This window comes from Paenibacillus tundrae (assembly GCF_030812775.1).
Taxonomy (GTDB): Bacteria; Bacillota; Bacilli; order Paenibacillales; family Paenibacillaceae; genus Paenibacillus; species Paenibacillus tundrae_A.
The window spans coordinates 225,441-247,958 of sequence record NZ_JAUSTI010000003.1; the positions used below are offsets into that span (position 1 = coordinate 225,441).

Annotated in this window: 26 protein-coding genes; all 26 read left to right on the forward strand. The window is 43.8% G+C overall.

The features are described 5' to 3' along the window. Positions 1-10 precede the first annotated feature (10 nt). A complete protein-coding gene (gene fliJ / locus J2T19_RS06780) occupies positions 11-463 on the forward strand; it encodes a flagellar export protein FliJ (protein WP_056700584.1) in 453 nt (150 codons plus the stop codon). A gap of 45 nt (positions 464-508) precedes the next feature. Beyond that, entirely contained in the window at positions 509-1,447 is a 939-nt protein-coding gene (locus J2T19_RS06785) for a MotE family protein (protein ID WP_307214239.1), read from the forward strand. 55 nt (positions 1,448-1,502) lie between these two features. Then, positions 1,503-2,900 carry a flagellar hook-length control protein FliK gene (locus J2T19_RS06790; protein ID WP_307214240.1) on the forward strand — a complete coding sequence of 466 codons (1,398 nt, stop codon included), beginning with the start codon at positions 1,503-1,505 and terminating at the stop codon, positions 2,898-2,900. Between the two features lie 18 nt (positions 2,901-2,918). Further along, positions 2,919-3,494: a flagellar hook capping FlgD N-terminal domain-containing protein gene (locus tag J2T19_RS06795; RefSeq protein WP_307214241.1), complete on the forward strand. Its 576-nt coding sequence runs from the start codon at positions 2,919-2,921 to the stop codon at positions 3,492-3,494. After that, entirely contained in the window at positions 3,491-3,874 is a 384-nt protein-coding gene (locus tag J2T19_RS06800; RefSeq protein ID WP_307214242.1) for a TIGR02530 family flagellar biosynthesis protein, read from the forward strand. The genes J2T19_RS06795 and J2T19_RS06800 overlap by 4 nt, the downstream gene beginning before the upstream one ends. A gap of 82 nt (positions 3,875-3,956) precedes the next feature. After that, entirely contained in the window at positions 3,957-4,772 is an 816-nt protein-coding gene (gene flgG, locus J2T19_RS06805) for a flagellar basal body rod protein FlgG (RefSeq protein WP_307214243.1), read from the forward strand. A 68-nt stretch (positions 4,773-4,840) separates the two neighbouring features. Next, positions 4,841-5,062, forward strand: a complete 222-nt coding sequence (locus J2T19_RS06810) for a flagellar FlbD family protein (protein ID WP_056700597.1) — start codon at positions 4,841-4,843, stop codon at positions 5,060-5,062. Continuing rightward, positions 5,062-5,523 (forward strand): flagellar basal body-associated FliL family protein, encoded by a 462-nt coding sequence (locus tag J2T19_RS06815; protein WP_307214244.1) that lies wholly within the window; start codon positions 5,062-5,064, stop codon positions 5,521-5,523. The genes J2T19_RS06810 and J2T19_RS06815 overlap by 1 nt, the downstream gene beginning before the upstream one ends. A gap of 41 nt (positions 5,524-5,564) precedes the next feature. Further along, positions 5,565-6,563 carry a flagellar motor switch protein FliM gene (gene fliM, locus J2T19_RS06820; RefSeq protein ID WP_307214245.1) on the forward strand — a complete coding sequence of 333 codons (999 nt, stop codon included), beginning with the start codon at positions 5,565-5,567 and terminating at the stop codon, positions 6,561-6,563. Then, complete coding sequence (fliY, locus tag J2T19_RS06825; protein WP_307214246.1) at positions 6,553-7,872, forward strand: flagellar motor switch phosphatase FliY; 1,320 nt, start codon at positions 6,553-6,555, stop codon at positions 7,870-7,872. The genes fliM and fliY overlap by 11 nt, the downstream gene beginning before the upstream one ends. 28 nt (positions 7,873-7,900) lie before the next feature. After that, positions 7,901-8,266, forward strand: a complete 366-nt coding sequence (locus J2T19_RS06830; protein ID WP_128101407.1) for a response regulator — start codon at positions 7,901-7,903, stop codon at positions 8,264-8,266. A 5-nt stretch (positions 8,267-8,271) separates the two neighbouring features. After that, complete coding sequence (locus tag J2T19_RS06835; RefSeq protein WP_307214247.1) at positions 8,272-8,796, forward strand: flagellar biosynthetic protein FliO; 525 nt, start codon at positions 8,272-8,274, stop codon at positions 8,794-8,796. An 8-nt stretch (positions 8,797-8,804) separates the two neighbouring features. Further along, a complete protein-coding gene (fliP, locus tag J2T19_RS06840) occupies positions 8,805-9,560 on the forward strand; it encodes a flagellar type III secretion system pore protein FliP (protein ID WP_307214248.1) in 756 nt (251 codons plus the stop codon). A 25-nt stretch (positions 9,561-9,585) separates the two neighbouring features. Continuing rightward, entirely contained in the window at positions 9,586-9,855 is a 270-nt protein-coding gene (gene fliQ / locus J2T19_RS06845) for a flagellar biosynthesis protein FliQ (RefSeq protein ID WP_056700610.1), read from the forward strand. A 10-nt stretch (positions 9,856-9,865) separates the two neighbouring features. Then, the gene (gene fliR, locus J2T19_RS06850) at positions 9,866-10,654 is read left to right on the forward strand and encodes a flagellar biosynthetic protein FliR (RefSeq protein WP_239289520.1); all 789 of its coding nucleotides are present in this window, start codon (positions 9,866-9,868) and stop codon (positions 10,652-10,654) included. A 23-nt stretch (positions 10,655-10,677) separates the two neighbouring features. Continuing rightward, positions 10,678-11,760, forward strand: coding sequence for a flagellar biosynthesis protein FlhB (gene flhB / locus J2T19_RS06855; RefSeq protein ID WP_307214249.1), 1,083 nt, complete (start codon positions 10,678-10,680; stop codon positions 11,758-11,760). 25 nt (positions 11,761-11,785) lie between these two features. After that, complete coding sequence (gene flhA / locus J2T19_RS06860) at positions 11,786-13,819, forward strand: flagellar biosynthesis protein FlhA (protein ID WP_145046320.1); 2,034 nt, start codon at positions 11,786-11,788, stop codon at positions 13,817-13,819. Continuing rightward, positions 13,816-15,165: a flagellar biosynthesis GTPase FlhF gene (gene flhF / locus J2T19_RS06865; RefSeq protein ID WP_307214250.1), complete on the forward strand. Its 1,350-nt coding sequence runs from the start codon at positions 13,816-13,818 to the stop codon at positions 15,163-15,165. The genes flhA and flhF overlap by 4 nt, the downstream gene beginning before the upstream one ends. Continuing rightward, positions 15,162-16,049: a MinD/ParA family protein gene (locus J2T19_RS06870; protein WP_307214251.1), complete on the forward strand. Its 888-nt coding sequence runs from the start codon at positions 15,162-15,164 to the stop codon at positions 16,047-16,049. Before flhF ends, J2T19_RS06870 begins: the two co-directional genes overlap by 4 nt. 31 nt (positions 16,050-16,080) lie before the next feature. Next, a complete protein-coding gene (locus tag J2T19_RS06875) occupies positions 16,081-17,526 on the forward strand; it encodes a protein-glutamate methylesterase/protein-glutamine glutaminase (protein ID WP_307214252.1) in 1,446 nt (481 codons plus the stop codon). A 33-nt stretch (positions 17,527-17,559) separates the two neighbouring features. Next, positions 17,560-19,632: a chemotaxis protein CheA gene (locus J2T19_RS06880; protein ID WP_307214253.1), complete on the forward strand. Its 2,073-nt coding sequence runs from the start codon at positions 17,560-17,562 to the stop codon at positions 19,630-19,632. Between the two features lie 44 nt (positions 19,633-19,676). Further along, complete coding sequence (locus tag J2T19_RS06885) at positions 19,677-20,138, forward strand: chemotaxis protein CheW (RefSeq protein ID WP_056700626.1); 462 nt, start codon at positions 19,677-19,679, stop codon at positions 20,136-20,138. Positions 20,139-20,175: 37 nt separating this feature from the next. Then, on the forward strand, positions 20,176-20,769 hold the full coding sequence (locus J2T19_RS06890; RefSeq protein WP_307214579.1) for a chemotaxis protein CheC: 594 nt from the start codon (positions 20,176-20,178) through the stop codon (positions 20,767-20,769). After that, positions 20,762-21,259, forward strand: coding sequence for a chemotaxis protein CheD (locus J2T19_RS06895; RefSeq protein WP_128101415.1), 498 nt, complete (start codon positions 20,762-20,764; stop codon positions 21,257-21,259). The genes J2T19_RS06890 and J2T19_RS06895 overlap by 8 nt, the downstream gene beginning before the upstream one ends. Positions 21,260-21,264: 5 nt before the next feature. Continuing rightward, on the forward strand, positions 21,265-21,708 hold the full coding sequence (locus J2T19_RS06900) for a hypothetical protein (RefSeq protein WP_056700631.1): 444 nt from the start codon (positions 21,265-21,267) through the stop codon (positions 21,706-21,708). A 15-nt stretch (positions 21,709-21,723) separates the two neighbouring features. Then, complete coding sequence (locus J2T19_RS06905; RefSeq protein WP_056700634.1) at positions 21,724-22,512, forward strand: FliA/WhiG family RNA polymerase sigma factor; 789 nt, start codon at positions 21,724-21,726, stop codon at positions 22,510-22,512. The last annotated feature ends 6 nt before the right edge of the window (positions 22,513-22,518 follow it).

Here is a 22,518-nt window from a genome sequence, read left to right on the forward strand (position 1 = left end):
TGAGTAAGCGATGAAATTTCGATATCATTTCCAGAAGGTTTGTGACCTGAAGAGCAATGAGAAAACACAAGCGGAGTGGATGTTATCCACAGCCATCGGTAAACTTCAGACGGAAGAAGAGCACCTTTTACAACTTTTGAATGATAAAAATGAGCTGATCCAAGTGATCCAAACGGCAACGGAAAGCACAGCTTCTGTATCTTCCCTACAAGAAATGCAACGATATGTTCATCACCTAGATGAATGTATTAGTAGAAAAAATACAGATGTTAAGCATGCCCAGGTCAATGTAGAACGGAATAAAACGTTTCTGAACGGCAAAATGGTTGACGAAAAAGTATGGCTTGAAGCGAGAGACAAGGCCAAGATCAAATTTCAGCAGGAGATGCTCCTCCGTGAACAGAATGATCTGGACGAGATGGCTACTGTACGCTTCGCTGCAAAAGCCGGACGGGCAATGTAATAGAAGTCTGGAAGCGAGGTTGCCCTCGTGAGGGAGGAATAAACGATGGCTGTAAGAGACACAGAGGACATGGAAAAAGAGTCAAGCGGTGGATGGGAGAAGTTTCTGATGATCTCCATTCCAATTGTATTCACCGTTGTACTGCTTGGGGTGTTACTCACCCTATTTAATGTAGATATTCGCAATAATTTGCTTGATTTTGCTAATAAAATCCCAGTTGTTAAGGACTGGGTACCTGAACCTGTGTTAGATCCAGAGAAAGAGAAGCTTGAGAAGAGCGAGAAGCAAGTGGAAAGTGCTGAAGCGACAATCGAAAAGCTCAAATCTCAAATTGCTGCAAAGGATACGGAGCTTCAAGCAGCTAAGGATGCTACGGCTACAGAAACACAGAAAGCTAGCAATTTGCAAAAGAAATTGGACGAAGCTGAGCAGGCTGCAGAAACGGCTGCACAAGCCACTCCTGAGTCAGAGTCTGATTACCAAAAACAAATCAAAGATTTAGCTAAGATGTACGCAGACATGAGTCCAAGTAAAGCAGCACCGATTCTGCAAAACATGACCAATGAAGAAATGGTGCTTCTGCTCAGTGCAATGCAATCTACACCTCGGACTAGAGTGCTTGAGAAAATGGATCCCAAAACGGCTGCAGATGTGACCATGATGATGAAGGATGCCAAACCATCTGGCGATTTGGCCATTGATGCACTGCAATCTAGATTGAATAAAGAAGCAACAACAACGGCAGCGGCTACAACTACCTCGAAGAATCTAGACAAAAACCAACTGAGTCAAACATTTGCTAGTATGTCAGCTTCAAGTGGTGCGAAACTACTGCTCGAAACATACAAACTCAGTCCGGATAAAACGTTGACCATTTTGAACTCAGTGGATGATGCCACTCGTTCGCAACTGCTTGAAAATATGTCCACCGAAAATTCAGTGGAAACAGCCAAAATTTTAAACAGACTGATGGGAAACAAGTAATCGGTGCATCATCTTTATAACATGTGTTTGAACATTTGAAAGGAGGTGAGAACATATGTCGATCGTATATCAAATGACTACTGCATCCTCATCGAAAGCAACGGCAACGACTTCAACGACAGGAACCCAAGCAAAGGGAGCTGTTGCGGCACCAGGGGGAGAATTTATGCAAACCCTCGCAGCATCTTTGAATGGAGGAACTACAGAAGGAAGTAATGTGGCAGGATCTGGGATGTTAAGTGTAAATCCACTTAGAATAGCTTTGGTATCTAGCGAAGAAGGAGAGCAAACCTCGTTAGCAGATATACTTCATTCTTTGTTCAGCGACTTGGAAACTTTAGATGATGCAATTGAGCAAGATCCATCACTTCTTGCGGAACTCCAAACCCTCATTCAGCAGATGTATGCACAGATCGCTGATGGTACAGAGCAAGAGAGTGGAACTGCGGCGGATAGCGATGCGGCTCCAGAAGCATTGAAAGCCGTAACAGCTATCAACCTGACGGAACACCCGACAGCAGCTCGGTTTGTGTTGCAGGATGCTCTTACACAAATGGCGACAAACTTGGTTAATCCAGATGGCACCCTTAATAAAAACACGAGTGAGTTTAAGAATCTCCTTCAGAATTTACAGAATCATTTACAGAACTCAGGCGTGGATTTAAGTGGTAGTAAGGGATGGTCAGATCTGAAATCAATTGTGGATACCCTAGTCACCATGAAGGAACAGAATGTACATGTTACTCAAGCGAGTACAGCACAAGCGCTGAATAAGCAAGATGCAGTGATCTCTCAACTTCTTATTGCTTCTACAGCAGGTAAAGCTATTCATGCGACAACGGAGACAGGAACGAATGCATCAGTATCAGCGAGCACAGATGTAGAATTAGATCATTCGACTGTAATCACAGCTGGTGAGTTATCCATGCGTACTTCGGGTACATCTGCAGCTAAACCTGCGGAGCCTGTTATGCAAGCATCACAGTTTGCTAAAGAAATGACGCAATTCGTTGTGAACAAGTTGGATATTGTTCAGAAGAATGGATTCTCTGAAGCGACGATTTCACTTCGTCCGGAGCATTTAGGTAAGTTGGATGTTCAGATCACGTTACAGAACGGACAATTGGTTGCTCGTTTTATGACAGAACATACCATGGCGAAAGATATGCTTGAACAGCAGATGATGCAGTTACGTAGTTCACTTCAGGCCCAAGGAATTCAAGTAGAACGACTTGAAGTAACACAGAACAGCTCACTGGGATCTCAAATGTATCAGGATGGTGGACGTCAGCCGGGAAGTAACTCCCAGCAGCAACGTCGTTCGCGTGAGCGTGAAGAGCAGTCCGATGATGCTGTAACCGCAGCAGGGATCCAAGAAGAATTGCGTAACTGGCGCAGCGAGCAAGTAGAGGGTCAGGAGCTTAAACGGGATTCGTTTACAGCAGAAGCTTAATAGAAATGAGGTGATTATATGGCTAATGAAATCGTTTCAACCAACAATACCTGGCCTAACTACTCGGCAGCGAATAAAGCAACGACAAGTGCTGCAACAAAGGAGTTAGGGAAGGATCAGTTTCTCAAAATTTTGATTACTCAGCTTCAGAACCAAGATCCGATGCAGCCCATGGAGGATAAAGAGTTTATCGCTCAGATGGCGCAGTTCAGTTCGGTTGAACAATTGGTTAACATTTCATCACAACTCAAGACTTTGAACCAATCCCTAGGAGCTGTGTCTGGCATGATTGGTCGAGAGATCAGTTGGCTTTCTTCTAATAAAGCAGATAACGGAACGCTTCGTCAGGGCATTGTAGATTCCATCGTTGTTCGAGATGGTGTACAGTACGCTAAAGTGGGCAATGACGAAATCAAACTAGATGAGATTATTCAGGTAACCAATCCGAAGGAACCAGAATCAATTGATCTGAACCAGCCGGAGCAAAATGAACCTCAGGTTCAAAACGCTACGGATATCGTGTCAGATACAAACGAAAGCCCAGTTAATCCAGAAGCAATCGAGCCAACGGATGACAGTGAGAACTTGTTATGAGTGAACGAATAACGGTTGGGCAGTTATACACAGGGATAAATACACCAAATTTGCTGAGTCGATCCAAGCAGGGGGATTTATCCACAACGCCAGAGCGCCCCTTTGCCCAGGTGTTGGAAGATAATCTTCTAAAATTAAGTAATCACGCTGCAAAGAGATTGGAACAACGCGGCATCGAGCTGAAAAGTGAGCAAATGCAACAAATTGGTACTGCCCTAGATAAGGCTGCTGCAAAGGGAGCCAAGGAGTCTCTGATTTTGATGCAGGATTTAGCTTTTATCGTTAACGTCAAAAATCGCACCGTCGTAACTGCCATGGATAGTGAAAGTATGAAGAACAATGTATTCACTCAAATTGATAGTGCTGTCATTATTTCTTAACCGGCTGGCCCTTCTCGGGAGCCGGAATGCCGCTGACCGATTGATGCGGTAAACCAAATTATGGCTGGGAGGCTTTTTTAAAATGTTGAAATCAATGTACTCAGGCGTTTCCGGGATGCGGGGTTTTCAAACAAAGCTAGATGTTATTGGTAATAATATTGCGAACGTAAATACGGTTGGTTTTAAAGGTAGCCGCGTTATGTTCAAAGATATTATGAGCCAAACAACGGCTGGGGTAACTGCTCCAGGAGATGCAACTGGTGGTGTGAACGCGAAACAAATCGGACTTGGGGTATCAATTGGTTCAATTGATACGTTGCACTTGGCAGGTAGTCCGATGACAACGAACAATCCTACAGATTTGCGGATTAACGGGGATGGATTCTTCTTGGTACGCCTCAGTGAGGATCAAGAGGTTCCTTATTTGACTCGTGCTGGTGATTTCCATATTGATGCTGCACGTAACCTGTTGACATCTGATGGATTGTTTGTACTGGATAATGGTGGTGCTAACATTACCCTTGGAGATGATGTTGTGTCCTTCACCATTGGTCAAGATGGAACGATTAATCAGACGATGGCTGATGGCACGATTGAAGCTGGTGCACAGCTTGGTATTGGTAAGGTAGTCAATCCAGAAGGTTTGGAGAAAATCGGAGGCAACTTGTATCGTATGACAGCCAATGCGAATCCGGATGGTGCGCTTGACCCACTGACAGCCAACAGTGCTGAAGATGGAACTGGTGCAATCATTGCTGGTCAGCTTGAAATGTCCAATGTGGATTTGACAGGTGAATTTACAGAGATGATTGTAGCTCAACGTGGATTCCAGGCCAACTCAAGAATCATTACCACATCCGATGAAGTGCTTCAAGAAGTTGTTAACCTGAAGCGTTAATAACGGTTTAGCAGTTTTTTAATTGTGTGGGGGAATGGGTTCCCCCACACTGAATAAGGGGGCTTAGCATGATTTCGGTGACGCGGTTAAATGGTTCTCCTATGTGGTTGAATGCGCTGATGGTGGAGATCGTTGAAGAGACGCCAGATACGTATATAACTCTTGTCACAGGAAAGAGACTCATTGTGCTGGAAAAAGCGGATGAAGTCATTTCCAAAATTAAAGAATACAACCGTGAAATTGGGGTTCAGGCGGCCACCATCAAAGTGCAACAAACGGAGGAATCCTGATGAAAAAGATGATGCCCTGGATTGCAATGAGCCTGCTTGCTATAACACTCATTGCGGTGGTTGTGTTTGTATTTATGCAAACTCAGAACGGGAACAACGCTGATGCACATAAGTCTGCTGCTGTAGTAGAGAAGAAGAAGACTGCAGATGAGATTGTCGAAGTAACATCAGAAATTACAGACATAAAAACGAATCTAGCAGATACAAATCACATTTTACAAGCGAAGTTATCCTTTGAGCTAGCAGATGCTAAATCAAAAGAAGAATTTGAGAAGATCAAAGAAATTACTGTAAAACCGATTATTATTCAGACCCTAGCAGATACACAACCAGAAGAATTAAAAACAGCTAAAGGCCGTTCTGATTTTAACATCAAGCTTACAGAATTAATTAATACTGCCTTACCAGAACCGAAATTGAGCAGTACTAGCTTCACTGATTTCTTAATGGTACCTATGTAATATGAACAGAACACGCTGTAAACCTGTAAGGGGGTGAGAACATGGTGGATGTATTATCACAAAATGAGATTGATGCCCTATTAGCAGCACTTTCCTCAGGTGAGATGGATGCTGAGGAATTGAAAAAGGAAGAAACTCAGAAGAAAATTAGATCTTACGATTTTAAGCGGGCAGTGCGCTTTTCAAAGGATCATATTCGAAGCTTGACCCGGATTCACGAAAACTTTGCACGCTTTCTCACCACTTATTTTTCAGCCCAACTGCGGACGTTCGTTCAGATCAATGTCGTTCAGGTTGAACAATTGCCCTATGATGAATTTATCCGTTCGATACCCAAAATGACCATATTAAATATCTTTGAGGCCGAGCCTTTGCAAGGTCGAATGGTTATGGAGGTACATCCTAACGTTGGTTATGCAATGCTGGATCGGCTGCTTGGTGGAACGGGCAGTGCACCTGCCAAAATAGCTTCAATGACTGAAATTGAGACAACCATTATGGAGCGGATTTTTAGCCGGGCATTTGAAAGCTTGCAGGAAGCATGGAAAACGGTGATGGATATCTCACCCAAATTGGAAGCGTTGGAGACTAACCCTCAATTCATGCAAATTGTATCACCCAATGAAACGATTGCGCTGATCTCACTGAGCACTAAAATCGGTGACACAACAGGTATGATCAATTTGTGTATCCCGCATGTCGTTCTTGAACCCATTATGTCACGTCTGTCTACGCACCAATGGTTTGTTTCCGAGAAAAAAACCAGAGCCCCAGAAGAGTATGAAGCTCTTAGGGAACGTGTCAATAAGGCTAAATTGCCAGTGGTGGCCGAACTTGGAGAGTCCAAAATTTCCATTTCAGAGTTTTTGGGTTTATCGGTTGGGGACGTCATTACGTTAAACAAACCGGTTGAGGAGGGCTTATCCATTAAAGTTGGCGACAGGCTGAAGTATATGGGTAGTCCGGGAACGATTAAAGATCGTGTGGCTATACAAATAGACGAGATTGTCACCGAAGGAGTTGAAGAATTTGACGAGTAAGGATTATTTATCCCAGGACGAGATTGATGCTTTGCTCAGGCAATCTGAATCGATCAACAGCTCTGAACCAGCGGAGAAAACGGTTGACGATTTCTTAACCGAGCTGGAGCAAGATGCACTGGGTGAAATTGGTAATATTACATTTGGCAGTGCAGCAACGGCTTTGTCCACTTTATTGGGACTCAAAGTGGATATTACAACACCTAAGGTTTCGGCGATTAGCCGATCACAATTTGAAGATGCGTTCCCTAAACCTCATGTTGCCGTCCATGTCAATTATGTCGATGGATTCGAAGGAATTAACTCGCTCGTTATCAAAAAACGCGATGCTCAAGTTATTGCTGACTTGATGCTTGGGGGCGAGGGCAATCCAGCGGATGAGGAATTGAATGAAATTCATATCAGCGCTGTGCAGGAAGCTATGAATCAGATGATGGGTTCTTCTGCTACATCCATGTCTACGATATTTAATCGTTTCGTGAATATTTCTCCTCCAGGGATTGATATTCTCAACATGGAAAGTGGTGAGGGTGTAAGCAACCTTCCAGAAGATGAGACTCTCATTCAAGTATCCTTCCGGTTGTTGATTGGTGATCTGATTGATTCCAATCTCATGCAATTGCTTCCTGTTCATTTCGCGAAGCACATGGTTGAATTGTTGATTGGCGGTGCACAGGAGTCTACAGCGAATACACCTGCTCCAGCGGCACAAGAGCCTGTACAGACGCCAGAGCCTCAGGCACCAACACCGGCGGCAGCTCCACCACAACCACCGGTACAGCAGCAGATGCCACCACAGGCGGCACCGCAGCCACCAGCGCAGGATTATAACAGTTATGGACAACCACCAATGGGGATGCCGCAAGGAATGCCTCAGGGAATGCCGCCACAGCAACCGTATGGAATGCCACCACAGCAACCATATGCTATGCCACCACAGCCGCATTATGGTGAACCACAGCACTACGGCGGTGTACCGAATAGGAATGTAAATGTACAGCCTGTACAGTTTGCTAATTTGCAAAATGGTGCATACAGTCAGGTTGATGAAAACAATTTGAATTTATTGATGGACATTCCCCTTAAAGTCACCGTAGAATTAGGAAGGACCCAAAAGCAAATTAAGGATATATTGGAACTATCACAAGGTTCAATTGTCGAGCTTGACAAACTAGCCGGCGAACCTGTCGATATTTTAGTTAATAACAAGCTGATCGCCAAGGGAGAAGTTGTCGTTATCGACGAAAACTTTGGTGTTCGTGTTATAGATATCGTAAGCCAATGGGACCGAATTCAGAAATTACAATAAGCACAATTTAGGGAGGACTTGAATCAAGATGGCAAACCGAATTTTAGTCGTGGACGACGCTGCATTTATGAGAATGATGATCCGGGACATTTTGTCCAAAAACGGATATGAGGTCGTTGGCGAGGCTCAGGATGGAGCACAAGCAATTGAGAAATTTAAGGAACTTCGTCCTGATCTGATCACGATGGATATCACCATGCCTGAGATGGATGGAATCGCGGCTCTGAAAGAAATTAAAAAAATTGATGGCAATGCTAAAGTGATTATGTGCTCTGCAATGGGGCAACAAGCAATGGTAATCGATGCAATTCAAGCAGGAGCCAAAGATTTCATCGTTAAACCATTCCAGTCCGACCGCGTTATTGAAGCGATCAGCAAAACACTGGGCGTGTAAGAGATATGATGATGGCTCAGGATGAAAGTCAATTTGTGGGTACCAATTATTATTTGCAGCTTGTTTGGGTGATTGTTGTCCTGGCCGTCATCCTAGCCCTTATCGTCTACTTGATTCGTTTTCTCAATAAACGGAATCAGCAGTGGTTTCGTAACGGCACAGTCCGGATTTTAGGCGGAGTTGGGCTCGGACCTAATAAATCACTACAGATTATTGAAATTGGCGGTAACGTTTATCTACTTGGTGTAGGTGAGGATATTCAACTTGTAGATAAAATTTCTGATCTGGATGAGGCACAGCGAATCATTGATTCGTTTGAACGAGAAGCTTCTGCATCAAATGGAAGCCTCTCGCCTCTCATCAGCAAGCTAGCTGCTCGTTTCCGCAAAGAAGAACCACCACGGGAAATAGAGCTAGAAGATACAACCTCTTTTCACGAATTGTTTGAATCCAAACTTCGGCAGATGCCTAACCGAAAAGAGAAGATGGAGAAGCTGCTTAAAGAAGAAGACAATACTACAGATCGGTAGAGGGATTCATGAAGAAAAAGATTTGGCTAGCATGTTGTTTGATGGGGCTGATCAGCCTGGCGTCCGTAACAGTCGCCTTTGCCGAACCGATACCGAATATTGATATTCAAATCGGAAATGGGGATGGGGGAGCACCAAGTACAAGCTCATTATCGCTCATCCTATTAATTACGGTACTGAGTATCGCACCGGCATTACTGGTACTGATGACCAGTTTTACCCGAATTGTTATCGTTCTTGGTTTTGTGCGAACTTCCTTGGGGACACAGCAAATGCCACCCAATCAGGTGCTTGTCGGGTTAGCGCTCTTCTTGACATTATTCATTATGTCACCGACATTGTCTTCGATTAATCAGGTAGCACTTCAGCCCTATCTTCAAGGAGAAATTACGCAAACTGAGGCATTGGAAAAGGCAGCAGACCCGATAAAGAAATTTATGTTCTCTCACACTAGGGAAAAAGATCTATTGCTTTTTATGAAATACAATCAAACCGAACAGCCTAGTTCGTATCAAGATATACCGCTCACTGTTATGGTGCCGGCATATGCAATCAGTGAATTAAAGACAGCATTCCAGATGGGATTTATGATTTTCATTCCGTTTCTGGTCATAGACATTGTTGTTGCTAGTACACTGATGGCTATGGGGATGATGATGCTTCCGCCGGTTATGATCTCATTACCTTTCAAAATACTATTATTTGTCCTCGTGGATGGATGGTATCTGGTGGTGAAGTCACTGTTGCTGAGTTTTAATACTTGAGCCGGAAAAGTAAAGGAGGACGGTCATGACTTCGGAATTTATTATCGGTCTGGCCGGGAAAGCAGTTTATACAGCACTGTTGGCCAGCGCACCCATGCTTATACTTGCTCTGGTTGTAGGTCTAATGATCAGCATATTTCAAGCGACAACTCAGATTCAGGAACAGACCTTGGCTTTTGTGCCAAAAATTGTTGCCGTATTATTGGCAGTACTATTGTTTGGACCATGGATATTGAATATATTGGTCGACTTCACGTACAACATACTCGATAATTTATACAGATATATAGGTTAGGCTTTTGCAGATGGAGACATTGTTGCAAAGTTATCCTGTCGCTCTGCTTATGTTTTGTCGAATTGCATCATTTTTTGTAACGGCACCTGTCTTTTCAGCTCGAAATGTGCCTAATACGTTTAAAATTGGAATTTCCGCATTTGTCACGTTAACCGTGTACTTGGTCTATGGCATTAATCAAGAGGTTCCTACAGATCTAAGTTACATTCTACTGGTTATTAGAGAAATTCTCATAGGCCTGTTGCTGGGCTTCGTAGCGTATCTTATTATGACTGCTGTACAGACAGCAGGAGCATTTATTGATTTTCAGATTGGATTTGCCATGGCGAACGTTTATGATCCAATGACTGGTGCTTCCGCACCACTTACGGGTAACTTCAAGTACGCATTTGCCATGCTGTTATTTCTGACGATGAATGGTCATCATTACTTGCTAGATGCGATCGTATACAGTTATCGTTGGATACCATTATCCAATGCATTTTATATTCGTTTGGCAGATGGAAGTATAGCAGAATTTCTAGTACGAACATTGGGCGAGACATTTATGCTTGCATTTCAGATGTCTGCACCGATTGTCGTTGCTTTGTTCTTGACAGACGTAGGTTTAGGCTTTTTAGCCAAAACAGCTCCTCAATTCAACGTATTTGCTGTTGGTATGCCGCTTAAGGTACTTGTCGGGATTGCTATTTTGCTTTTACTGGTTCCGAGTTTTTCCTTTGTATTTAGTCAATTGTTCGAAGTAATGTTCAGATCCATGGAAAAATTGCTTGGGACCATTGGACAGAGGCCGGGCTGAGTGAAATGGAGGACAAGACCCAAATGAAATATCAACTCGACCTCCAGTTGTTTGCAGGAGAAAAGACTGAAAAGGCAACACCGAATAAGAGGCAGGAAACACGTAAAAAGGGACAGGTCGTCAAAAGTATGGAGATATCCGGTGCTGCGATTCTCCTGTTCACCTTTTTGATCTTTATGTTTTTTAGTGACTTTTATAAGGAACGCATGGTTAGGCTTTTCACGGATATCTTCATTAACCGGTTAAGCATGCAAATCACTGGTGAGAATGTAATGGCGCTTATGATGCGTTATGGCATCGAGGTTATGTTGTTACTTGCTCCAGTGTTGCTAGGGGTTGCCCTTATTGCTCTGATTGTAAACTATATGCAGGTTGGGTTTCTACTTGTAGGAGAAGGGCTTAAGCCAAAGCTTGAAAAGCTTGATCCAATCAAGGGATTTAAAAATATTTTCTCATTGCGTTCAGTAGTGGAATTCGCTAAATCCGTATTAAAAATGTCGATTATTGGTTATCTCGTGTACAGCACAATTATCAGTTACCAATCAGACATTGCTTCACTTTCACATTTTTCGGTGGATGCTATTTTACACTTTGCAGCTTCAATTACATTAAGTTTAGGCGTGAAAATTGCAGTAGCGCTTATGATTCTTGCGATTTTCGATTACATGTATCAGAAATATGATTATGAGAAAAACATTCGGATGTCCAAACAAGACATTAAGGATGAGTACAAAAAAATGGAGGGTGACCCACTGATCAAGGGTAAAATTCGAGAGCGCCAGCGTCGTATGGCTATGCAGCGCATGATGCAGGAAGTTCCAAATGCTGACGTGATCATCACAAACCCAACTCACTTTGCGGTTGCGCTGAAGTATGAGGGGTCAGAGATGGAGGCACCTCAAATTATTGCCAAAGGTCAGGACTACGTCGCCTTACGTATTAGAGAAATAGCTAAAGAAAACGGCGTCATTACGATGGAAAACAAGCCGCTGGCACGGGCGTTGTTCCAGAGAGCTGAGATTGGAGACGCCATACCTGCTGATTTGTTTCAAGCGGTAGCCGAAGTGCTGGCTTATGTATATAAATTAAAGGGCAGAACGAAATAAAAGGGGATCGGAGGCCGTACATTCATTGAAAACTAAAGATATTGCTGTCCTTGCGGGTATCATCGGCATCGTATTGATGATGATTCTCCCGATCCCAACCTGGTTGTTGGACATGCTACTCGTTATCAACATTTCAATTGCGCTCATGATTTTGCTCGTTGCAATGAACAGCAAAGAAGCACTCCAGTTCTCGATCTTCCCGGCGATGTTGTTGATTACAACGTTGTTCCGACTAGCGCTGAACATCTCTACAACCAAATTGATCCTTGGTGAAGGGGATGCGGGATCGGTCGTAGCGACCTTCGGTAGCTGGATTGCGGGTGGACAGATTGCAATAGGATTTATCGTGTTCCTGATCCTCGTTGTAGTTCAGTTTATCGTTATCACAAAGGGTTCCGAGCGTGTAGCTGAGGTTGCAGCTCGTTTTACTCTCGATGCGATGCCTGGTAAACAAATGAGTATTGATGCGGATTTGAATGCTGGTCTAATTAACGAGCAACAAGCCCGTGAACGTCGTACTAAGATTGAGCGAGAAGCTGACTTTTACGGAGCTATGGATGGAGCAAGTAAGTTCGTTAAAGGGGATGCGATAGCGAGTATCATCATTCTCATTATCAACCTCATTGGCGGATTTATAATCGGAATGACAGTACATGGAATGGCTTTTGCTGATGCGCTCTCTACTTACTCTGTCTTGACCATCGGGGATGGTCTGGTAAGTCAAATTCCTGCGCTTCTGATCTCGACAGCTGCCGGTCTGATCGTTACACGAGCGTCATCAGAAGGAAATCTTGCGGATGATATTACGGGGCAATTATTTACATACCCGACGCTCATTTATATTGTAGCTTTTGTCATTGCTATGTTGGGCTTCTTTACACCAATTCATGTTATTACAACATTACCTTTAGCTGTTTTACTTGCTTTTACCGCCTGGAAGATGCAGAACACGCTGAAATCCAAACAAGTGGCTGAGGAGCAGCTGGAGGAGGAGCAACAGATCGAAGAAGTTAGAAGCCCTGAGAGTGTGATTAACCTTCTTCAAGTGGATCCGATCGAATTCGAATTTGGGTATGGATTGATTCCACTTGCTGATAATCAGCAAGGTGGAGATTTGTTGGATCGGATTATTATGATTCGTAGACAGTGTGCGCTTGAACTGGGTTTAGTGGTTCCTGTCATTCGCATTCGAGACAACATTCAATTAAGACCTAACGAATATGTGATCAAAATCAAAGGTAATGTTGTAGGTGGTGGTGAGTTGCTTCTGAATCATTACTTGGCGATGAGTCCAGGGTATGAAGAAGAATCTGTAACCGGTATTGAGACGACAGAACCTGCCTTTGGACTTCCGGCTTTGTGGATTGATGAACTGACTAAAGATAGAGCAGAGCTCGCTGGTTATACGGTTGTTGATCCTCCTTCGGTAGTAGCAACACATCTGACTGAATTGATTAAGAAACATGCACATGAATTGCTGGGCAGACAAGAAACGAAAGCTCTTGTGGATAATCTCAGAGAAAATTATGCCGCTCTTGTGGATGAATTGATTCCTTCCGTTCTAGCTATTGGTGATGTACAAAAAGTACTTGCCAAACTATTGCGCGAGAAAATATCCATACGAGACATGGTTACCATCTTTGAGACACTAGCCGATTATGGTACGTATACCAAAGATCCAGACGTTCTGACTGAGTATGTCAGACAATCGCTCTCACGTCAGATTACGCAGCAGTTCTCGCAAAAAGGTGAGACGTTAAGAGTCATCACGGTTGGGCCTGGCTTGGAGAAAAAGATTGCAGAGTCTGTACAACAATCGGATCAAGGTAGCTACCTTGCGTTAGATCCAGTTTCTACACAGAGTGTCTATCAAAAGCTGACAGAACAGGTGAATCGATTGATTCAGTCCGGTCAGCAACCCGTTGTATTAACATCTCCAACGATTCGGATGTACTTGCGGCAAGTGATTGAACGTACTATGCAGGACATACCGGTGCTTTCCTATAGCGAGTTGGAACCGAATGTTGAAATCCAAAGTGTCGGGGTGGTGAACTTATGAGAGTAAAACAATACGTTGTTGAGACCATGCCCGAAGCGATGCTTCAAATTCGTAAAGACTTGGGAAGTGATGCCGTTATCTTGTCTACCAAAGAGATTAAGGTAGGCGGGGTACTCGGTATGTTTCGCAAAAAGAGGATTGAAGTTGTAGCTGCAGTTGATAAGGAAGAGAAAAAAGAAGCGAAGAAGCAAGCTCAACCTCAGTTTGCACCTGTACCGCGCGCTTTTGTTCCTGAAGCCTATCGTCAAACAGCTCGTACGTTTGATAAGGCTTCAGATGCGCCAGCTTCTAAACCAACCGATCATTCGTTAACTGAAGAACGTGCGGATGCTAATCCTGTGTTTGAAACGAGTCAGCTTGATTCAAACACTGATAAGAGCAAATCTGATTTGAACCTCGATTATAAACCGCGACCGGAAGGGGCGGATTTTTCGGGTTCAAGCTCTCCCTCTATACAGCAGGGCAATAATTTAGATCAACAACAACTGATGTCTGAACTGCAAGATCTAAAACAGATGATGTCCAAGATATCCAAGCTAGGAGTCGCGGAAGACAATTTACCAGAACAACTGCGCCTCGTAAGAGATCGTCTGAACGCGCAAGAAGTTTGGGCAGATGTATCGGAATCTTGGATTGAAGTTGTACAGCGGCAAATCAATAATAACGAGTTGAATGAAGATAACATTCATGATGCCCTTGAACAAGAAATTACTCATTTCTTGAAAGATCGTATCGCAGAAGGTATTCTTCCTACCACTCGAATTGTGTATGTAGCTGGACCCACGGGGGTAGGGAAAACAACCACGATTGCCAAGTTGGCTGCCGAACAGATGTTTAAGAACCATCGTAAAGTTGGATTCATCACTTCCGATACTTACCGGATATCAGCAGTGGAACAGCTTAGAACGTATGCTTCTATCTTGAATGTTCCACTTGAAGTGGTACAATCTCCCGGTGATACTCAGCGAGCTATATCTCGACTACAGGAATGTGATCTGATCTTTATGGACACGGCCGGAAGAAATTATAGGAATGAGCTACTGGTTTCCGAGTTACAAAGCCTATTGGCTCCAGTTGAGAACAGTGAAACTTTTTTGGTTATGAGCATGACATCCAAAAGTACAGATATGGTTCAGATCACAGAACACTTTAGCAAATATGGTCTGGACAAGGTAATCTTCACGAAGATGGACGAAACAGGCAGTTGTGGCTCCATGTTCAACCTGTTGTATCAGTTCCCGCTAAAACTCGCGTATGTCACGAATGGACAAAATGTTCCTGATGATCTGCTGAAACCTGAGGCGAGAGCGCTCACGAAACAATTATTGGGAGAGCGAGCACAATGAAAGACCAGGCAGCCTCACTCAGAAGCATGGTTCCTTCCCGAGATGGTATAAACGGAGTCGATTCGGCGAAACGTTCCTCCAAAATCATTACCATTGCTAGTGGAAAAGGTGGAGTTGGAAAATCAAATTTCACTTTGAATTTTGCGCTGGCCTTGCAATCCTTAGGAAGGAAAGTACTCGTTTTTGATGCAGATATAGGGATGGCTAATATTGATGTATTGATGGGAACTTCTTCTCCTTATAATCTGTATCATTTATTGTATCGGCAGAAATCCATTCAGGAAATTATCCAGCTTGGTGCAGGCGGCCTGCCATATATCGCAGGTGGTTCAGGAATGAAAGAGTTATTTTCGTTGTCTGACCGAGATCTTGAGTTTTTTGCACAACAAGTAGAAGAGATTGCCAAGGAAATGGATTACGTGATCTTTGATACAGGGGCCGGACTCTCAAGAGAAAACATGAAATTTATTGGTGCTGCTGATGAATGCTTAATCGTAACCACACCTGAACCGACCTCAATAACCGATGCTTATGCTTTAGTTAAAGTTATGCATGGCCAAGAAAATGCTACACCCTTTCGAATGATTGTTAACCGGGTGGAAGACGAACAAGAGGCGCAGCGAGTGGCAGAGAAGATAGCTGGAGTAGCAAAGCGTTTTTTGCAGACGGATATCCCACTTCTAGGGTACATCTCAGAAGATATCCAGGTGGTAAAGGCGGTTAAAAGGCAGGTGCCTTTTAGCCTAGCATTCCCAAATACCAAGGCATCAAGAGACATAACGCGACTTGCTCTTCGTTATTTGGCTGAACCTGCTACAACCGGATCCGAAACCTTGACAGGAATCAGGGGATTTATGAGAAAGTGGCTTAAGAAGACAACGTGATTTCTGAAAAAAGGAAACAGGGGTGAACAACATGGCGGTGTATCAAGTATTGGTTGTCGATGATTCCGCTTTTATGCGTAAGATTGTTTCAGATTTAATTGAAGCAGATTCGGAATTCAAGGTGGCAGCAACAGCAGCAAACGGGAAAGAAGCTATTCAAAAAGCACTGGATGTAAAGCCCGATATTATAACTATGGATGTTGAAATGCCTGAGATGAACGGTCTTGACGCATTGCAGGTTATCATGAAGCAGTCGTATGTTCCAGTTATTATGTTATCGGGTATTAATGAACAAGGCATGAAAGAGACCATCATGGCTCTGGAGGCCGGGGCATTTGACTTTATTCGTAAGCCATCTATATCGCATGATCAAGATATAGCCCAGGTAGGGAAAGCATTGGTTGAGCGTATGAGAGCAGCGATGAATGAAGTTGAACGAAAAGCGAACCGTGAGGCGTCCCTGCAGAAACGAGAGGAGGCTCAGGGTAACCTGATGAATCAATCTCAGCGAATACAGCGGGATGTAGCCGCTGTGCCGTCGCGTAGGGAACTTGACCAGAAAAAAATAGAACCTGCAAAACTTGAAAAACGAGCGAGTAGTGAACAAACTCCCTCTGTTCAGTCCAAAGTTATACCGAAGAACACACCGCTACTGAGTCAAAAGCCAGCACGTGTGGATCAAAAGACAGAGGTTTCTAAGAGTTCAGATCGTAAGCTTGAACCTAAAGAAATTAAAGAGTTGAGACCGAACAAGCCTGCTGCACCGTCCAAAGAAATCCAATCCGCACGTATTCAACGAGTGGCAGCCGACCAAGTGGCTGCTAAGTCTAACCCGGAGAATACACCTGAAAAAAGTCGAGTAGCTCCTATGCAACGAGGTGTACCGTCCTTAGAGGTTGGATTTAACAAGCTTGTGGCTATTGGGTGCTCAACAGGTGGGCCAAGGGCTCTCAAAACGTTGCTAGAGCAGTTGCCTGCTGATCTTCCGGCGCCTGTGATTATTGTGCAGCACATGCCACCCAATTTCACCAGATCACTTGCCCAGCGATTAAATACGTTCAGTCCACTTCATGTAGTAGAAGCCGAAGAAGGAATGATTCTGAAAAAAGGAACAGCGTATATTGCTCCTGGCGGATATCACATCAAAGTAAACAGAACGTCGGATGGCAAATTCATTCTGAAGCTTACAGAGGAACATCCGGTTAATGGCCACAGACCATCAGTCGATACGATGTTCGAATCTCTTTTGCCGCACACATCGCTGCAGCGTCATTTGGTCTTACTGACTGGGATGGGAAGTGACGGGGCTCGTATGATGAAGAAATTATACGAATCAGGTGTCACTTCAACGTTTGCAGAGAATGAAGAAACATGTGTTGTATATGGAATGCCGCGTTCTGCTGTAGAGCTGCAATGCGTACGGCATCTCCTGCCTTTGCAGGAGATTGCGCCAAAACTTGTTCAAGCTGTGAAATAAATGGAGTGAAACTCATGGAGGAGGTGCCTCACAATGGACATGAACCAATATTTATCCATGTTTATTGATGAGTCTAATGATCATCTGCAGTCGCTTAATGAAAACATGCTACAACTCGAAGGTAACCCGGAGGATTTAGGAATCGTTCAGGTTATATTCCGTTCAGCTCATACCCTGAAAGGTATGGCTGCAACAATGGGCTTTGAAGATTTGGCATCACTGACACACAAGATGGAGAATGTGTTAGATATGGTGCGTAATGAGAAGTTGAAAATGCAAGATTTTATCTTTGACACGCTATTTAAAAGTTTAGATGCGCTCGAAACAATGGTTCAGGATATTACAAATGGTGGAGAAGGTAAAGCGGATGTCTCCGCAATCGTTACTTCACTTCAAGCGATTGAAAGTGGCGAATGGACTGGAGGCGATGCGCCAGCAGCAGCTGTAGCTCAAACGACAGTTCCTGAAACCTTAGCTGCAGTGCAACTGGATGAGTTCCAATATTCAGTACTGGATCAATCCATTGCTGAAGGACACCGGGTATTCTACATTGAGGTGCTGGTAAGTGAACATAGCCAGTTAAAAGGCGTACGTGCTTACATGGTATTTGACCTGTTAGAACGCTCTGGTGAGGTTGTAAAAGCATTCCCATCCGTTCAGGATATTGAACAAGAGAAGTTTGAGCGCAATTTCTCGTTATATTACATAACAACCAAAGAAGCGCAGGAACTTGAACAAGGAATTTTAAGTATTTCTGAAATTGAAAGTGCCAAAGTGATTCAGTTGGATCAAGAAACGCTTGAGCAAATGACGAACCAGGCAGCCGTTGCAGCCGAAGCTGAAGTCGTTGCTGTAAACGATGCGATTGCGGCATCCCAGGTTAAAGAAGCTCCTCCTAAAGCAGAAGCGAAGCCTACCGAAACTAAAGCAGCGGCACCGAAGCAAGCGGCAGCTCCTTCACGTACAATTCGTGTAGATATTGAACGACTTGATGTACTTATGAACCTGTTCAGTGAGTTGTTAATCGACCGTTCACGATTAGAACAATTGGCTAGCGAGACAGGAAATAATGATCTGTCGGATACGGTAGCTCATCTGAGCAGAGTTAGCACTGATTTGCAAAATATTGTATTGAAGCTGCGGATGGTTCCTGTGGATACCGTGTTCAACCGTTTCCCTCGTATGATTCGTGACCTAGCAAAAACACTGGACAAAAAAATCGATCTAGTGATTACTGGTGCCGAGACAGAATTGGATCGTACCGTTATTGATGAGATTGGCGACCCGTTGGTGCACTTGCTGCGTAACGCAGTTGACCATGGTGTTGAGTCGATTGCAGAGCGTGTAGCGGCAGGTAAACTAGAGATGGGAACCGTAAACCTACGGGCATTCCATAGTGGTAACCATGTATTCATTGAGATTGAAGATGATGGCAAAGGGATCTATCGTGAGAAGCTGTTGAAAACAGCCATTTCCAGAGGTGTTGTTACAGAAGAACAAGGTGCCAAAATGAGTGACGATGAAGTCAATCAACTGTTATTTGCACCTGGTTTCAGTACGGCTGATGTGATCTCTGATATTTCCGGACGTGGAGTTGGATTGGACGTAGTTAAATCAAAAATCACTTCACTTGGTGGAAATGTAACCATTCACTCCACACCTGGAAAAGGAACGAACTTTTCTGTTCAACTCCCATTGACCTTATCCATTATTGCAGCAATGCTTGTACGAGTGGGTTCTGAGAAATATGCTATTCCATTGTCCTCAATTGTAGAGACAGCCATTGTGCAACGTGAACAAGTTCGCAATATTCATGGCAACAAAATGATTACGTTCCGTGAGTCATTGATTCCATATCTCTCATTAAATGAAGTGTTCTCTGTACCAGACTTCAATGATGCAGAAGAAAAAGAAACGGAAATTGTTGTTATCCGCAAAGGAGACCGACTTGCAGCCGTATCTGTAGAGGAATTCATTGGACAAAGCGAGATTGTACTCAAATCGATGGGAACTTATCTTCCTGCGATTGAAGGCATTTCAGGAGCAACGATTCTTGGAGATGGACAAGTCGCTCTAATTGTTGATCCTAACGCATTCATCAAATAAACCAATTACGTTTAAGCTCTACATCTAATAGGGAGGTTTTTTACATGGAAGAAGAGTTGAAAGTTATCGTCTTTAAGTTAGGATCAGAGGAGTACGGCATCGAAGTTGAGAGAGTTCAGACGATTGAACGCATGATGCCAATTACACGTGTCCCAAAAACATTTTCATTTGTTAAAGGGGTTATCAATTTACGCGGGGTAGTTATCCCTGTTATTGATCTGCGTGGTCGCTTCTCATTGCCAGAAACGGAATATACCGATCAAACACGTATTGTCATTGTAGGTGTAGGCGATATGCAAGTAGGTTTTATCGTTGACGCTGCTAATGATGTTATTGATATTAAGAGCAGTTCAATCGATAGCCCGCCTGAAGTGGTTGGTGGTGTCAAGGCTAGATATCTTCGTGGTGTAGCGAAGCTTGAAAATGAACGTTTGCTAATCATGTTGAATCTGCATGAAGTCTTAAATAAAAGCGAAGTCGTTCAGCTGGAAAGTGTCGAGGGATAACTCCGTGGAACTATTCAACCGATTTGAGGGATTCCAGATGGATGTGCTCAAAGAGGTCGGTAACATAGGAGCAGGCAACGCCGCAACGGCGTTGTCCCAGCTCCTTAATAGACCGATTGACATGGGCGTTCCAACGGTACAAATGCTTCCGTTCGAAGAAGTTTCTGAGAAAGTAGGCGGAGATGAACGGATCGTCGTTACTGTTTTCTTACGTGTAGAAGGCGAAGCACCAGGGAATCTGTTTTTCATGATGACACCTGAAGCAGCTAAGATGTTGCTTAATCGTCTTGCTGGTTTTGATTTGAGGGAAGGGTTTGACTTCACAGATATGGAACAATCTGCTCTGTCCGAGATTGGAAACATATTGGCTGGGTCTTATCTATCTTCACTTGCGGATTTCACGAAACTGTCCATGTATCCAACGGTTCCAGGACTTGCCATTGATATGGCAGGTGCCATTCTCAGTTATGGTCTATTGCAATTTGGTGAAATGGGCGATGCTGCATTACTGATTGACACATCGTTCTTTGAAGGACAAGATGAAGTGGAAGGTCAGTTCTTCCTCATTCCCGATCCGACATCATTTGCAAAGATATTCGAATCATTAGGGGTGCCGCTAGATCATGATTGAAGATAAAAGCGTCGTTAAAGTCGGTATGGCGGATTTGAATATTGCTCATCTTCCTGGCATAATCCGTACGACTGGCCTTGGTTCATGCGTGGGCTTAACAATGTATGACCCACAATTGAAGCTGGCCGGAATGGCGCATGTCATGCTCCCTACTTCAGATATTGCCCGTGAGGGGAATTTGAATAGAGCCAAATATGCGGATACGGCATTGCCTGAATTATTGGAGAAGATGGTTAAGCTCGGCGCTTCTCAATCACGTATCGTGTCCAAAATGGCGGGAGGATCACAGATGTTTGCTTTTTCGGGAGCTGGTGACACTATGCGCATTGGACCGCGAAATGCTGATTCTTGTCGGGAATGGTTACAAAAGCTCGGTATTCCTCTTCTGGCTGAAGATACGGGCGGCAACTATGGACGAACTATTGAAATGGACTGTGAGACTGGACTTTTAACTATTAGAAGTGTACAAATGGGTGTAAAGGAACTATAACCAATATGATAGGAAACTACCGCATTAATCTTGGAGCAGGCATAGTCGGATTTATTCTGACTTTTTTTGTAGCTTACAGCAGCAATGTGTTGATGACCAGTTTAATTCGCGGGTTAATCGGATTCGTAGCCTGGTTTGCCCTTGCTTATGCATTACGCTGGGGATTGGGGTTGCTGCTGACTCCATCCTTAGATAGCAAGGGATTCGATTATGATCCCCTAAACGGTCAAGAATTAAGAGGTTCACAGGTGGACATTAAACTCGAAGACGATGGTCAAGAGCTAAACGATTTGCTCAAAAATGGACAGAACGCCTCCTCCGGGGAAGATCTTCCGCCATCTGAGACGAAAGCTCCAACGGGTTTTGCCCCATTGGATCCGCCTAAACTCGTTCGGACCAAAGAGCCGGAAGAATTGGCGCAGGCCGTTCGTCACCTGACAGACAAATAAGGAGGGTGAAATCAATTGAACGAGCGTAAAGCTTCACATTTGAACCATGCAGATCTGTGGGAAAAGTGGAAGGAACATGGAGATCTTGAAGCCAAGAAAAATTTAATCGAGAAGTATCTTCATATTGTCAATTATGTATCTGGACGACTGGCAGTCGGATTGCCAAAAAATGTTCCCAAAGATGACTTGGAAAGCAATGGTGTTATGGGTTTAATAGATGCGTTGGAAAAGTTCGATTATGAACGTGGACTCCAGTTTGAAACGTACGCTTCTTGGCGTGTTCGGGGTGCGATACTCGATGGACTAAGACAAGGGGACTGGGTTCCACGTTCCGTGAGGGAGAAAGCTAAGCGCATCGAAGACGCGTATCAGCAACTGGAACAATCGTATCTTAGATCCGTAAGTGATGAAGAGATGAGTGCGTATCTGGATGTGTCCACAAAGGATTTCCAACACATGCTTCAGGAGGTGGCGGTAATGTCACTTTGCTCACTTGAAGACCCTATTCGAGAAGAAGAATCCGAGACACGTCTGTCTTTAATGGTTGACGAAAAGGCGAAAAATCCTGATTATAAGGTCAATGAGTTTTATTTAAAAGAAGCCTTGGTACAGGGTCTTGAGAAGCTGACTGTTAAAGAGCGCACAGTGGTTTCCCTTTTGTATTATGAAGATCTGTCTCTTAGCGAGATTGCAGAGGTCATGTCCTTGTCTCCATCACGAATTTCTCAGCTTCACTCTAAGGCGATCTTAAGACTTAGAGGAACGTTAGATAAACAGAAGGATCTATTACTACGTAAAGATTAATAGAGA

What these genes read in the sequence shown, in the direction of transcription:
- fliJ (WP_056700584.1), top strand. Translation starts at nt 11, where the DNA reads ATGAAATTTCGATATCATTTCCAGAAGGTTTGTGACCTGAAGAGCAAT.
- J2T19_RS06785 (WP_307214239.1), top strand. Translation starts at nt 509, where the DNA reads ATGGCTGTAAGAGACACAGAGGACATGGAAAAAGAGTCAAGCGGTGGA.
- J2T19_RS06790 (WP_307214240.1), top strand. Translation starts at nt 1,503, where the DNA reads ATGTCGATCGTATATCAAATGACTACTGCATCCTCATCGAAAGCAACG.
- J2T19_RS06795 (WP_307214241.1), top strand. Translation starts at nt 2,919, where the DNA reads ATGGCTAATGAAATCGTTTCAACCAACAATACCTGGCCTAACTACTCG.
- J2T19_RS06800 (WP_307214242.1), top strand. Translation starts at nt 3,491, where the DNA reads ATGAGTGAACGAATAACGGTTGGGCAGTTATACACAGGGATAAATACA.
- flgG (WP_307214243.1), top strand. Translation starts at nt 3,957, where the DNA reads ATGTTGAAATCAATGTACTCAGGCGTTTCCGGGATGCGGGGTTTTCAA.
- J2T19_RS06810 (WP_056700597.1), top strand. Translation starts at nt 4,841, where the DNA reads ATGATTTCGGTGACGCGGTTAAATGGTTCTCCTATGTGGTTGAATGCG.
- J2T19_RS06815 (WP_307214244.1), top strand. Translation starts at nt 5,062, where the DNA reads ATGAAAAAGATGATGCCCTGGATTGCAATGAGCCTGCTTGCTATAACA.
- fliM (WP_307214245.1), top strand. Translation starts at nt 5,565, where the DNA reads ATGGTGGATGTATTATCACAAAATGAGATTGATGCCCTATTAGCAGCA.
- J2T19_RS06830 (WP_128101407.1), top strand. Translation starts at nt 7,901, where the DNA reads ATGGCAAACCGAATTTTAGTCGTGGACGACGCTGCATTTATGAGAATG.
- J2T19_RS06835 (WP_307214247.1), top strand. Translation starts at nt 8,272, where the DNA reads ATGATGATGGCTCAGGATGAAAGTCAATTTGTGGGTACCAATTATTAT.
- fliP (WP_307214248.1), top strand. Translation starts at nt 8,805, where the DNA reads ATGAAGAAAAAGATTTGGCTAGCATGTTGTTTGATGGGGCTGATCAGC.
- fliQ (WP_056700610.1), top strand. Translation starts at nt 9,586, where the DNA reads ATGACTTCGGAATTTATTATCGGTCTGGCCGGGAAAGCAGTTTATACA.
- fliR (WP_239289520.1), top strand. Translation starts at nt 9,866, where the DNA reads ATGGAGACATTGTTGCAAAGTTATCCTGTCGCTCTGCTTATGTTTTGT.
- flhB (WP_307214249.1), top strand. Translation starts at nt 10,678, where the DNA reads ATGAAATATCAACTCGACCTCCAGTTGTTTGCAGGAGAAAAGACTGAA.
- flhF (WP_307214250.1), top strand. Translation starts at nt 13,816, where the DNA reads ATGAGAGTAAAACAATACGTTGTTGAGACCATGCCCGAAGCGATGCTT.
- J2T19_RS06870 (WP_307214251.1), top strand. Translation starts at nt 15,162, where the DNA reads ATGAAAGACCAGGCAGCCTCACTCAGAAGCATGGTTCCTTCCCGAGAT.
- J2T19_RS06875 (WP_307214252.1), top strand. Translation starts at nt 16,081, where the DNA reads ATGGCGGTGTATCAAGTATTGGTTGTCGATGATTCCGCTTTTATGCGT.
- J2T19_RS06880 (WP_307214253.1), top strand. Translation starts at nt 17,560, where the DNA reads ATGGACATGAACCAATATTTATCCATGTTTATTGATGAGTCTAATGAT.
- J2T19_RS06885 (WP_056700626.1), top strand. Translation starts at nt 19,677, where the DNA reads ATGGAAGAAGAGTTGAAAGTTATCGTCTTTAAGTTAGGATCAGAGGAG.
- J2T19_RS06890 (WP_307214579.1), top strand. Translation starts at nt 20,176, where the DNA reads ATGGATGTGCTCAAAGAGGTCGGTAACATAGGAGCAGGCAACGCCGCA.
- J2T19_RS06895 (WP_128101415.1), top strand. Translation starts at nt 20,762, where the DNA reads ATGATTGAAGATAAAAGCGTCGTTAAAGTCGGTATGGCGGATTTGAAT.
- J2T19_RS06900 (WP_056700631.1), top strand. Translation starts at nt 21,265, where the DNA reads ATGATAGGAAACTACCGCATTAATCTTGGAGCAGGCATAGTCGGATTT.